The organism is Spirochaeta cellobiosiphila DSM 17781, assembly GCF_000426705.1.
Lineage (GTDB): Bacteria > Spirochaetota > Spirochaetia > DSM-17781 > DSM-17781 > Spirochaeta_E > Spirochaeta_E cellobiosiphila.
Genome location: NZ_KE384558.1, coordinates 193,698 through 206,888 on the forward strand (window position 1 = coordinate 193,698; position 13,191 = coordinate 206,888).

The 13,191-nt window shown below is 40.4% G+C and carries 11 protein-coding genes; 2 read left to right on the forward strand and 9 right to left on the reverse strand.

Features of this window, described 5'->3' with window-relative positions; genetic code table 11:
• Positions 1-3: 3 nt before the first annotated feature.
• Both K345_RS0117525 and K345_RS0117530 read right to left on the reverse strand, forming a co-directional pair.
• Positions 4-864, reverse strand: coding sequence for an SDR family oxidoreductase (locus K345_RS0117525; protein WP_028975267.1), 861 nt, complete (start codon positions 862-864; stop codon positions 4-6).
• A gap of 38 nt (positions 865-902) precedes the next feature.
• Entirely contained in the window at positions 903-1,724 is an 822-nt protein-coding gene (locus K345_RS0117530; RefSeq protein ID WP_028975268.1) for a helix-turn-helix domain-containing protein, read from the reverse strand.
• 28 nt (positions 1,725-1,752) lie between these two features.
• Between K345_RS0117530 and K345_RS0117535 the strand changes: the two genes are divergently transcribed.
• Complete coding sequence (locus K345_RS0117535) at positions 1,753-2,727, forward strand: hypothetical protein (protein ID WP_028975269.1); 975 nt, start codon at positions 1,753-1,755, stop codon at positions 2,725-2,727.
• Positions 2,728-2,756: 29 nt separating this feature from the next.
• Here the strand turns inward: K345_RS0117535 and K345_RS0117540 are convergent, their stop codons facing one another.
• The 7 genes from K345_RS0117540 to K345_RS0117570 all read right to left on the reverse strand — a co-directional run bounded on the left by K345_RS0117540 (position 2,757) and on the right by K345_RS0117570 (position 11,614).
• Positions 2,757-3,803 carry an ABC transporter permease subunit gene (locus tag K345_RS0117540; RefSeq protein ID WP_028975270.1) on the reverse strand — a complete coding sequence of 349 codons (1,047 nt, stop codon included), beginning with the start codon at positions 3,801-3,803 and terminating at the stop codon, positions 2,757-2,759.
• On the reverse strand, positions 3,803-4,879 hold the full coding sequence (locus K345_RS0117545; protein WP_028975271.1) for an ABC transporter permease: 1,077 nt from the start codon (positions 4,877-4,879) through the stop codon (positions 3,803-3,805). The genes K345_RS0117540 and K345_RS0117545 overlap by 1 nt, the downstream gene beginning before the upstream one ends.
• Positions 4,857-6,410, reverse strand: a complete 1,554-nt coding sequence (locus K345_RS0117550; RefSeq protein WP_028975272.1) for a sugar ABC transporter ATP-binding protein — start codon at positions 6,408-6,410, stop codon at positions 4,857-4,859. The genes K345_RS0117545 and K345_RS0117550 overlap by 23 nt, the downstream gene beginning before the upstream one ends.
• Positions 6,411-6,474: 64 nt before the next feature.
• Positions 6,475-7,461 carry an ABC transporter substrate-binding protein gene (locus tag K345_RS0117555; RefSeq protein WP_028975273.1) on the reverse strand — a complete coding sequence of 329 codons (987 nt, stop codon included), beginning with the start codon at positions 7,459-7,461 and terminating at the stop codon, positions 6,475-6,477.
• 119 nt (positions 7,462-7,580) lie between these two features.
• Positions 7,581-9,146, reverse strand: coding sequence for a response regulator (locus K345_RS0117560; protein ID WP_028975274.1), 1,566 nt, complete (start codon positions 9,144-9,146; stop codon positions 7,581-7,583).
• Complete coding sequence (locus tag K345_RS0117565) at positions 9,139-10,611, reverse strand: sensor histidine kinase (RefSeq protein ID WP_028975275.1); 1,473 nt, start codon at positions 10,609-10,611, stop codon at positions 9,139-9,141. Before K345_RS0117565 ends, K345_RS0117560 begins: the two co-directional genes overlap by 8 nt.
• A gap of 1 nt (position 10,612) precedes the next feature.
• Entirely contained in the window at positions 10,613-11,614 is a 1,002-nt protein-coding gene (locus K345_RS0117570) for an ABC transporter substrate-binding protein (RefSeq protein ID WP_053228443.1), read from the reverse strand.
• A 430-nt stretch (positions 11,615-12,044) separates the two neighbouring features.
• Between K345_RS0117570 and K345_RS22635 the strand changes: the two genes are divergently transcribed.
• The gene (locus K345_RS22635; RefSeq protein ID WP_028975277.1) at positions 12,045-12,662 is read left to right on the forward strand and encodes a TetR/AcrR family transcriptional regulator; all 618 of its coding nucleotides are present in this window, start codon (positions 12,045-12,047) and stop codon (positions 12,660-12,662) included.
• Positions 12,663-13,191: the final 529 nt, after the last annotated feature.

Here is a 13,191-nt window from a genome sequence, read left to right on the forward strand (position 1 = left end):
TCCTTATGGAGCCTTCTTATTGGCCAAAGATTTAAAATAATCCCCTAGTGTAATTTGTCCGGTAGGAGGGGCTACCATATCCACAGTCATGACTGTTAAGAAGAATTCTATAGGTCCATATGTCTTCATAGAAGTGAATAAATGAAGTACTTTTATGATGAACTTGGCCATTCCAACAGGCATGTAACTGATGCGGGTTTTTTTGCCTAAGGCATCAAAGGCCAGTTTTGCTATCTCATTCTGGCTTAAGACTTGAGGCCCGCCAATATCCAGGTCTGTGTCACTAGATTCTATTTGGGACAGGACATATTCTCCTAAGTCTTCTCCGGATATCGGATTGGCTAATTGTTCCCCATTACCTAGAAGGTAGACTCGACCATTCTTGGCCATGTTAAATATTTCTGTTATATCGGAATAGAATCCATTAGGTCTTATGACTTGGTAGGCTATTCCTGACTGTTTTAAATCATCAACGAATTTTTCTTTGGCATCCAGGATTTTGAGTTCTCTGTATTTGGGAGCATTCAAAGCACTGATATAGATGAATTTCTTCACTCCCGATTTGACCGCTTCCTCTAGTAGGTTTTTGTTTCCCTGATAATCCACATCATAATAAGTCAAACCATCCTTTTGGCGGGTTATACCTATACTTGATATGACAATATCAATATCCTGACAACAGCCTTCGAGGGTTTTCTTTTTGGTAACTTCACCAAGGATGACCTTGTCTGTGCCTTTGAGGGACTCATCTAACTTTCCAGGGCTCCTGACAAGAACTTTATAGTCGTATGAACTGGTGGATAATTTATCCAGTATATGACCACCTAAGTATCCTGTGGCTCCGGCTAATAGGATTTTTTTCATTGTTATATCCTCCTTATTCCCTGTTGCGGAATAATAAATTATTCATATTCTCCTTCTTTGGATTGTAAAAAATCGGCGTTATTCAATAGGTAGCGTAGGGTGATCTCCTGGGATTCCTCCCATAATTGTTTTGGCGCTCTTCCTGTGTAACGGTGACAGACTTTTGTAAAATGGGATTGATCATAGTAGAAGTCAACCATGTCCATACTATTATAGGAGCCCAGGGTCTTCTTGAATTGGACAATCCCAAGGTACTCCTTAGGGGTCATTCCCACATACTTTTTAAAAAATCGTTCTAAACCGCTTTGGGAATAATTATGCTTAAGAGCTAAATCTTGTATAGATCCTCTTTGATCCAATTGGTCCATATCCTTAAGAATGGTATTGAGTTTGTCAGGTATCTCCTGACCTTTTGTCACTTGTTCCAGCCAGGTATGGATACTCTTGTACCTTTCTTCATAGGAAGGCTGTTTTATAAGCTCCTGGTAAAGGGGGTCAAGTCTCCATTCCCTGTGGGACCCATCAATGATGATGTTTTTAAATAAGCTATCCGGTCTATGAAAGAGAGGATAAAATCCTGCGGCTTTGATGACTAGGCCTATCTGGTCAACGAAATTTCCGTACTTGATAATAGTCTGTCCTGTTAGTTGACCTGTGAGGAGAATAGGAGGAAGTTTCTGGGGGATTTGTTCTCTTAACCAGTAGTAGGGATCACCAAAATTAAAGACTAAGTTAATGTAACCTCTGGGGATAATCATATCCTGTCGGGGGATATCTTCCTCTTTATCAATATGGGTATACCATATTTCCTGAATGAGGCTTTTATATTTATTCTGGGGAGGACGTGAATAGGCTTCCATAATTAATAGTATAAACTATAATAGAGATATGCTCAGTTACAATAAAGCCTATATTCTTGGTTCTGGATTTTCAAAATCCGTGTGCCCCGGTATGCAGACCATAAAAGATCTCAATGATCAGCTTATTGAATCGACTCAGTCTGAATATAAGGAACTTAAGGATTATCATCTGAACAACATTGCCCTTTCCGGTGGGGCTCTGGATAGTTTTGAATCTCTCTGCCATTTGGTATTATCCAAGCCTTTTTTCCGCAATAAAGCCGAGGAACTGCAATATAAGGTTCTTGAGTCTCAACTGATTAATTTTATCAGTTTTAAGTTAAATAGTAGTGATTTTGCTGTGAGGGATGATTTTAAGGAAGACTTGATCTCTTTTTTAGAAAGTAATTGCTATTCAGCCTCCGGGCCTAATGAACATCGTAATGGTCTCATCATTAGTTTTAACTATGATCTTTTATTGGAAAAACTCCTCTATACAGAAAAGAATGCTGTATGGAATATTGATTACGGGATTCCTCTCCAATCCTATAGTCAGACTAAGCTCACCTCTCCTGAAGATTCCTGTCCCTTAATCTTTGAGTATCATAAACTTCATGGATCCTTCAATTGGTTTCTAGCACCTTCTTCTCAGGTGATTAGTTTAAACAATGTGTATAAGGTGGACTTGGAAGATGAATCAGGACGTTTGATTCACCTTAATGACACCCCCTTATTTGTTCCTATGTCTTTTAGCAAGCTTAAGTTCTTATCGGGAAGCTTTTTTAATTCCCTGTGGAATAAGACTCTCTCCTGTCTGGAACTAACGGATGAGATCAACTTTATCGGTTATGGCTTTCCCAGTTCAGATATTGATTATCTGGAACTATTTCTTAAATATCGGGAAAAGATTAAAGACATTGTGGTGTACGATGATAAGTCCTATCAAAGGTTAAAGGGTATCTTTCCCACTTCCAGAATCATTAAGGATGACGGGAAGGATTATATTCGTTCCCTCAATAAATAACTCCCCCCCCGAAGGGAAGGAGAAGGAGACTAGATACTTTGGTTTTTCTTGTTTTTGATATAAGTAAAGACACTTTGAAGAACAATGAAGAAACACAAAAGGGCTGATAAGACGATCTTGTTCCACCAGGAGGAAAGGGTTCCATCACAACGGATGAAGGTCTCTATCGTGGCTTTTATCAAAACACCAAAAAAGGTTCCTATCACTGTTCCCACCCCACCTGTGAGAAGGGTGCCTCCTATAACCGCAGAGGCTATGGCTTCCATTTCAAAACCTCGTGCCTGTTCAACAAAACCACTAACCGTATTGAGGCAGAAGGCCACTCCTGCGAGAGCTGCCAGGAAGCCATTGAGAGTGTAGGTTAAAAGCTTAATCCGCTTTACATTCAGTCCCATGAGAAGGGCTGATTGTTCGTTACCTCCAATGGCAAACAGAGAACGACCGAATTTGGTATAACGGCATATATACCAAACACTAAGCATAGCCACCAAGGCGATGATGACATTAGGGTGAACAAAGGGATAGAGTTTTATACCCCGTTTATTGACAACAGCTCCAAAGAATACTTTGATGCTTTTATGAGCCATACCGAGAAAATGTTCATTAGTGATGGCGATTTGTTCCACACTAATCATAGCTGTTAACCCTCTGGCAAAGAATAATCCTGCCAAGGTTACGATGAAAGGCTGGAGTTTTAAATAGGATATGAGCCAACCCTGGACAGCGCCAAAGATAATTCCAAACACGAGGACAAGGAAGATGGCCGGGTAGGCTCCCATTCCTTTGTTTTCCATTAAATCGGCCAGCATCATACAAACGACTCCAACAACGGAGCCTACAGAGATATCAATACCTCCTGTGATGAGTACCAAGGTCATACCTGAGGCGGCAATAATAAGACCGGCATTATCCATAAGCATATTAAAAAAGGTCTGCATGGTGCCGAAGTTCTGCTGTTCATACACAACCATTCCCACTAGATACATAAGGACAAACATCGAGATTGTTACTGTAAGGAGAAAGTTGTTCCCTCCCAATCGGGAACGAACACTTTTAAGCTTTGTCAGGCTTGGCATTAGGCTGCCTCCTTGAGTTTTTGCTGTCTGACCTTCCATTGTACTCTCCAACGCTTGAGCTCTTCCGATTGGATGGCCACGATGAGAACTACAACTATAGCCTTATACACGGGTAATTGGTCTGCTGTGACCCCCATTGCATACAGGCTTGTGGTTAAGGCTTGTATGGTAATGGCGCCTATAACGGATCCTGCTAAACTGAACTTTCCCCCGGCTAGGCTATTACCTCCTAGGGCCACTGCGAGAATGGCATCCAGTTCCATATAGAGACCGATATTGTTGGCATCACTAGAATAGATACGGCTTGCTGCAATGAGCCCCGCCAGTCCTGAGGCAAAGCTACAGAAAACATAGGTCAAGAAGATGATCAGGGTGGAGTTGATTCCTACCAGCCGAACCGCTTTAGGATTGATTCCTACAGATTGTATATAGAGTCCTAAGGCTGTCTTCTTCAGAATGAGCCAGGTGATGAGCACAAAGGCCACCGCTATAAAGACGGGCGTAGGGACCACTATATGGGGGAGATAGCCTCCAATGTTTTTGAAGGACTCCATTCTCACATAGAGTATTTGTCCTGGAACCATCTTATCACCGATTTCCCTGGCACTTATGAGCTGTGCCATCCCCCTTCCTGCTGTAAATAGGATCAAAGTTGCAACCATTGGCTGGATTTTTAGATTAGCAACAAGGAAGCCATTAAAAGCTCCGCATAAGGCTCCTGCTAATAGACAAAGGAGTATAGCCACAATCATAGGAACGGCATAGGCTTCATAACTGGATCCCAGTAGGCGGACACAAACGGCACCAGCTACAGCGGCTACGGCTCCTACGGATATATCTGCCCCCCGAGAGGAGGCGACAACCAACGTCATCCCTACGGCCATGATACAGAGTTCAGAACCTCTGTTAATGATATCAATGAGATACCCATAGAGCACTCCATTCTGGATAGATATTTTGAAGAAGGAGGGGGTAATGATCACATTGATTATGAGCATTAATCCCAAGGCAAAGAGGGGAAGAAATAAGGGCTTCCTTAGGATGTCCTGGAATTTAGTTTTTACTGTATTGTTCACTATGGGCTCCTCCTGCTATGGCTGACAGAACAGCTTGTTGATCAAGATTTTTATTATTGAGCTCTCCTACTTTTTGACCATCCCTTAAGACACAGAGACGATTGACAGTACGGAGCATTTCATCGATTTCGGAACTGATGAACATAATGGTCATCCCTTCCTTGGCTAACTTTAATACCAGCTTCTGGATTTCTGTTTTTGTACCCACATCGATCCCTCTGGTTGGTTCATCAAGGATGAGAAAGTCTGGATTGGTTATTAACCAACGACCCAGGATGACCTTTTGCTGGTTCCCTCCTGATAGTTGATTGACTAGGGTTTCCGGAGAAGGAGCTTTGATTTTAAGAGCTTTGATGAACTTTTCTGATAGTTCATTTTGTTTATCTCTGGGTAATAAACGGAAGACTCCCGTCTTGGCCTGAAGGGCAATGATCATGTTTTCCCTGATTGTCAGGTCCCCGATGATACTTTCTTCCTTTCTATCTTCCGGAAGGAAGGCCATTCCCTGCTTCATAGAATCAATAGGGGCCATACTTTTGAGAGGATGGTCTTTGTAGTATAATTCTCCCTGATCCGGCTGGTCTGCCCCATAAAGGGATCTGGCCAGTTCTGAACGTCCTGAACCTAAAAGGCCGGTTAATCCTATGACTTCCCCTTTATGAATCTGTAGATCAAAGGGCTTTATAGTTCCTTTCTTCCCTAGACCAATTGCTTTAACCATAAGGGGTTGGGTGTTTGTCTCTTCTAATTCCTGTTCTTCCTGCTTGATGGAGGCCAGGTCGTCAAAATCGTGGCCCAGCATTTTGGCTACCAGTTGTACCCGAGGTAGTTCCTGTACAGAATATCGCCCTACAAGTTCACCATTTCTTAATACGGTTATGGTGTCGCATATCTCATACACCTGTTCTAAAAAGTGGGTGACGAAAATAATTCCTACACCCCTTTCTTTTAGATTTTTCATCACTTCAAATAGTTTTTGAACTTCTAATTCATCTAAAGAACTGGTCGGTTCATCTAGAATGAGAACTTTACATTGAAAGTCTATAGCTCTGGCAATGGCTACCATTTGCTGAATAGCTACGGAGTATTCCCCCAGATTCTTTGTTACATCTATATTGTCTAAACCAACGGCTTTCAATATGGATTGAGCTTGTTGGTTCATTTTTTTCCAGTTAACACCGCCTATTAGGTTAAGAGGGTGACGTCCTATAAATATGTTTTCTGCCACTGAGATGTTAGGACAGAGATTAACTTCCTGATAAACAGGGCTGATTCCTAATTTCTGAGCCTCCCCGGGATTATGGGGAAAGACGGGATTCCCTTGTCCTTCCAGTAAAATGGAACCTTCTTCCATTGTACAAACCCCAGTAAGCACTTTGATCAGAGTACTTTTACCAGCCCCGTTTTCCCCCATTAAGGCATGGATCTCTCCAGCATTAAGGGTGAAGTCCACATTAGACAAGGCTTTAACGCCAGGAAAGGTTTTACTGATATTTACCATGCGTAGGACGGGTTGGATTTCTTTTGTCATGAGTGTCTCCTTGAAGAGGAAGGCAGATAGAGCCGAAGGTCTCGGCTCTATCCTCTTTTAAATATTAGTATTTACGTGTAGGAAGCATGGCTGCTGCGTTAGATGTATCAAAGACATCTTCTTTGACATACATGATTTTGTCGACAGTTCCCCCGTTTTCCAAGGTTTGGATGATTTCCGCTACACGTGGTCCATGTAAGGGATTACATTCCACATCACAGTTTATTTCACCAGCTACCATTCGGTTAAAAGCTTCCTTAACCGCATCAAAGGAGATGATAATGATATCTTCACCAGGAACTTTACCTACAGCCTTGATAGCATCAATAGCTCCGAAGGCCATGTTGTCATTTTCAGCGATAACAACATCAATATCAGGATAAGCTTTTAGGAAGGATTCCATTACTTCCTGACCCTTAGACTGGGTAAATTCACCAGTTTGTTTCGCTAATAGTTTGTACTTTGGATTTTTGGCCAAACCTTCTGTAACACCCTTTGTTCTTCCTACCTGAGCAGAAGATCCAATGGTTCCTTGAAGAAGAACAATGTTTAACTCTTCATTGGCTCTTCCTTCTTTTTTCACATAGTCATTAAGCCATTTGATAGCATCTTGACCTTCTTTGAGGAAGTTACCACCAACCCAAGCTGTGTAAAGACTATCATCAGAGAGATCCATTTGTCTGTCAGATAAGATAACAGGGATTCCCGCTTCTTTGGCTTCCTTAAGAACTGTTTCCCATCCTGTTTCCACAACTGGAGCTACTACAATATAGTCCACGTCTTGTTGGATGAAGTTCCTTATCGCTTTGATTTGGTTTTCCTGTTTTTGCTGGGCATCGTCAAATATGAGTTTGTACCCATTAGCTTCCACAAAGGTACTTTTAAATGATTCTGTATTGGCAGTTCTCCAATCAGATTCTGCTCCCACCTGGGCATAGCCGACCGTAATAAGACCATCCCCTTGTGAAGCTGCTTCTTTTTGTCCATTAGCAAAGACCATTGTGCATAAGAGCACCATTAGTCCCATTGAAAGAATAATCTTTCTTTTCATTAGTATCCCTCCTTAAGGATTTAGAAGAATAGGCTAAGCCCGCTTTTCTAATCCGTACATGAGATATTTTCTGGTAATTATTTCAAGTTTTTCCTTAGTTTTTCAAAAGGTTAGATATTTTACGTGAGAGTTGTGTTTTTTTCTGATCTGAACTCTCTAGGAGATATGGAGGTCGTTTTTTTGAAGATAAAACTAAAGTAATGGGGATCACTAAAGCCTACTTCGTATCCAATATCACTACTTCGCTTGTCTGTCGTTAATAATAGATACTTAGCCCGATCGATGCGCATGTTAGTGACATATTCAATAAAAGTGACTCCCATTTCCTGAGCAAACACTGTACTGAAGTGGTTAGGGCTCACTTTAACAAACTCCGCCACCATGTGAAGAGATAGATTGGTATCTGTATATTGCCCATCAATGAAGCGTTTGGCCCTCTGCACAAGGGAGTAGTGTTTGTGTTTATCATGGGAATCTCTGTATCTGGTTATGGTGAGAATTAGTTCCTGGATGTGATGACAGAACTGATCTTTGCTCTGCACTATAGATTGTTGCCTTTCCTTTTGTAGATAACCGGGAATAATCTCTTCTGGATTATCACCCATATCTACGATCATTTCAGAGGCTGTCACTAATAGGGAACCTAATAAATAATTGCATATAAAGCTGGAATGGCCGGGAATGGATTCGAGGAACTCCTTGTAACCCTTAATGAGTTCATCAACGTCTTTTCCCTGGATATAAGGTAGTTTATCTCCTAACTTGGCCGCTTTGATCGGGATTAGTGATAAGACTTCCCTGTCTGAGTGAGGGATCAGCTGGTCATCCCCTAGATTCCTGAGAGCTCCTTCGTAGGAGAGAGGAAGCTCTGTTATGCGATCCACAGGTGTTCCCCTTCCTATAATGAGTTGGCAATGGCTGTTTTTCCCTACCTTTTGCTGGATCTCATTAAGAATGACTTCCAGACGATCCCTGATATCAATAGAGGTTCTTTGCTTTATAAGTAGTATCTGACGTTCAGCTCCCTGGGAGAATATGATTGTGTCCTGGAGGTCTCTGAGCACTTTTTTGAGCATGAGTCTTGTCTGGATGAGTTCTTGGGAATACCCTTCCTGGGCATTCAGATCAATGATTGTAATGACATACTTTTTGGCAATGAGATCGATACCCATTTCTTTAGATTGCTCTACAGCATTGGTAAAAGGGATAAGTCCCGCCACCAGATCATTAAGCCATTCTTCCCGTCTGATGATGGTTGTTTGGATAATCTGCTGTCGAAGGCTCTTGATATCATTTTGCTGCTCTATTTCTGTCTGTATTTGCTGGGCTACCTGATTAAGGGTTTGAAGTAATTCGGTAGAACTAAAGGGCTTGAGTAGGTAATCCTCGACTCCAATGGCTATGGCTTCTTTGGCATATTGGAACTCATCATGTCCTGATAGGATGATGATTTTAATGGAGGGATGGTTGCTCTTTACCATACGAGCCAGGGATAAACCATCAAGGAAGGGCATTCTGATATCTGTGAGCAATATGTCAGGTTTTAGATCTTCTAATAAGGGCAGTGCTGTCTCTCCATCAGAAGCTTCACCCACCAGGGTAAAGTCTGTGCTCTGCCAATCAATGTTATTACGGATACCTTCACGTATAACAATTTCATCATCGACTAATAAGATTTTATACATTATCCCTCCCTAAGGGCACAGAAAAGAGTACTTTTGTTCCCTTATTGTTTTCACTTTCTATTTGTATATGGGCTTTTTTATTATAAAAAAGTTCCAGGCGTTTGCTCACATTGTAGAGACCATAGATGTCATGCCTGGATTCTGTTGTTATTCCATCAGCCATTTGTTTTAGAATCTGGTGGAGTCTTTCTTGTGTCATCCCCTTTCCATTGTCCTCTACCTGAAAGTAAAGGTTATTGTCATCCATCCATCCTTTAACTATAAGGGAGCCTTTTGATCTTTTATTCTTGATCCCATGATAGAGAGCATTCTCTACTATAGGTTGGAGTAGTAGCTTGATTATGGGATAATCTGCCATCTGGGGATCATAACTGATCTGATAATCGAGGATGTCCCGGTAGCGGATCTTTTGAATGGTTAGGTAGGACCGAACATGTTCCAACTCTTCACCTACTGTGATCCAATCTTCCCCTTTGCTAAGGGAAATGCGAAAGAAATTGGAAAAGGCTCTTGTTATATCAATCACCTGATCATGCTGCTGAGCTTCTGCTAACCAGATGATGGTATCTAAAGTATTGTATAAAAAATGGGGTGTGATCTGGGCCTGGAGGGCATTCATTTCTGATTTTTGACGATTCCGTTGTTCTTCTATATTGCTTTGTATGAGCTCTTGGATACGGACAGCCATAACGTTCAGGTTTTCTGTTAGTAAGTCCAGTTCTTTTACCTGGGGAAGGGGCATCCGAATGTTAAGATCTCCTTCGGCAATGCGTTGGGACATCTTTTCTAGATTTTGTATGGGGCTATTGATATTGAGAGCTACTGACCTTTGGGCAAAGATTGCATATAAGGTTACTAACAGGAGGATGATCAACTGGAATAGAACAATTATCTTAGTCGATTCTTTGATATTCTCATTAATTGCAGCTGTAGATTCTATCTCAAGGACAATGAAATCCTGCAGTACATCAGATACCAAAGCGGAAACACTCCGGATTTCATCAAGTATTTGCTCATTTTCCGCCACAGGATATTTTTGCTCTATTTGTAGGCCCATACGGTCAACGTATTGCTTGAGTGTTTTAACTGCTCTTTGGGCAACGGCTAGCATTTCTCTGTTTTTTTGGACCTGAGTTGTCTGTAGTATGTCCTCCAAACGTCGATTAATGTCATTAAGGATTAGATATTGCTCTCCCTGACCAAACTTTTTCTTTCCTGAAAAGATATCCCAGATCTCATTGGTTATGCTGGTTTTGACGATTTGATTGAGTTGGTTTGTTTTACTGACATTAGTAATGATTTTGTCATAACGCAGGGTTTGCAGTACTACGCTAGCTACACTGATGATAGAGGGTATAAGTAATAAGGAAATGATAATCACATAGGAGTTTTTGATTTTCTTCTTAATACTATAGGATTTGAGAAAAGGAAGCAGCCTTTCTACAAGGAGAACAAAACGGCTCATCCTAATAGCCTCTGGGAGGCAGTTTGCTTAGATCATCCCCTTCCTTAAAGACTCCTTCATTCATATGAATAAGGCGGGGTATGGTTTCTCCATTAGCCAATTGTTTCGCCAGATCCATTATGACCGGACCTGTTTCTGGATTACATTCAATAACACAATTCACCTCACCTTTTTTAAGAGCGTCAATAGCTGCTTGTTCTGCATCAATGGTGATAATTGTGATATCAGTGCCCGGACGGATGTTCTTTTCTTTTATGGCATCAATAGCTCCTAAGGTCATCCCATCGTTATGACTATAAAGGACATCAATATTTTCGATATTATCAAGGATCCGGGACATGATCTCATACCCCTTGGAACGAAGGAAGTCCCCCGATTCTGTATGTACTATCTGGAAACCTTTATGCCCTTCTAACTCATGGCGAAAGCCATTGGCTCTATCTATTACGCAGGAGGCCCCTTCTGTTCCGGATATCTCAACAATTCTTATAGTATCCCGGGAATCCTGTTCTTTATATTTATTTAAGAGGAACTTTCCAGCTTCCCGTCCTTCCTGATAACTATCTGTACCCACGAATCCTGCGTAGAGGGAAGGATCCTTAGTTACTATCTTACGATCGGTAATGAGAACAGGAATACCTGCTGCTTTCGCTTCCCTGAGAACGTTATCCCAACCGTCGGCTACAATGGGTACAAAAGCAATCACATCTACCTGATAGACTATAAAAGAACGGATGGCTTTGATCTGCTTCTCCTGCTTTTGCTCTGCATTTTCGAAGAGGAGTTGAACTCCTTGATCTTCAGCTGCCATTTTTATTGATTCTGAGTTATAAGTCCGCCAACTACTTTCTGCACCAATTTGAGAAAAGCCAAGAATAAGAGATGGTTCTTTATGATCTTTGCTGGTGGTATCTTTGCCTATAGAACAGGAGGGAAGTAGAATTATAATGAAAAAGAACAGTAGATAGGTCAGCAAATGATGTAAAGTCGGGCTGATCTTCATGAATATTCCTTGTATGACTTATTATTTGTTTATTTTACTATCCCTTTTCAAAGTCTAACAAGGAAAAGTTTGTGTTTGTTTGATATCCGTGTATCTCCTCAATTACACTTAAAAAAAAGAGAGAGGATAAGCATAGAAGGAATAATTTATATACTGATATAGATTTACAGGTATTAAGTAATACTTCAGCTAATGGGAAGTTCCTTATATAGTCGATTTTCCGCAAGTAATCCGAACTAATTGGATCTTTTAAAATGGAGAATTTATAGTTAGTCTGGAGGACTCATTCTCATATTGTTGCTAGATGGGACAAGCTATGTTTTACTGTTCAATGAAGGGATAGGGTGATTCTATTTCCTCATTTACTGCAAAGGAAAAATAAGCTATAGTTCAGTAAAATACTAGATATAATTAATCAAGGGGAAAGCCGATGGCTGGTGATTCAGAAGTTACTAAGAAAAAAATACTAGATAATGCTTGTAAGCTCTTTGCACAAAATGGTTATACTGCAACAAGAGTAGCTGATATATCAACCAAGTGTGATATCAGTAAGGCTTTGATTTATTACAATTTTCCCAGTAAACAGTCTATCTTGGATGCAATTATGGAACGGTTCAAAGAAAACATCAAAACAATGTTTACTGAAGTCTTTCATAATGTTGATAGTGAAGATGCCATGTATTGGACAAATGAAGAAATGAAGGCTGGCATGAAAGTTTTCATGACTCACAAAGATGAGTTTACCATACTTATATCAGAAGCCCTTAAATCTAACAACAAGGATATATCCCTCTTTGATTTCTGGGAAGAGATCAATGAGTCCATACGCAAAGATGTTTTGGCCCATAGAGGCTATGACTTAGATAAGGATAAATTAAGCACTTCCTTATGTGATTATTTCTTTGTTCTTGTTCCTACTATCTTTTTCTCTATTATGCGTAGTGCCTGGGCTAAGAAAAAGAAAGTGAATCAGGATATCGTTGATGATGAGTTCAATAGACAGCTTAATATTATATATAAGAACTACTATACAAGAGAGAAGGCTTAGTTTTTAGAGATAGGAACATGTTTAACACTACTATTCTACTTATCAATATAGCTCTATTATGTTCCTCTCTGTATTCCCTATTGCTAACAGCCTTAACTTTATTTTCTTCTCCATCTGTCTATCATCGCAAGGTAGATTTTATTTAATGTTAGTATCTTCTTCTGGTATATCTAAGATTGTATTGCTGTGCTTAGAGACTCTTCTGATCTCTTATGAGAACATAGGCCTTCAATTTTATATGAATATTGATAGATTGAATGACAGTCAAGGATGAAGAATAGTCTACCTTCTTGGTTCAATACGAAGCAAAAGGTTCTAAAGAAATTGTTTAAGCTCTTAGCTTTGTACTTACTACCAGGTCTTGTTGCTTTTTTATTTCTCTATGTATGAAGCACTTGTGAAATAGACTGTTTTGTCTCATTTGAATTATCAGGTCATCATATTACTTAGTATGGCTATTGATTGAGTTTTTGATGTCTCTTCCTTCATTTATCTGATACTGGCAAGAGAGGGATGCCTTGCTCAGTAA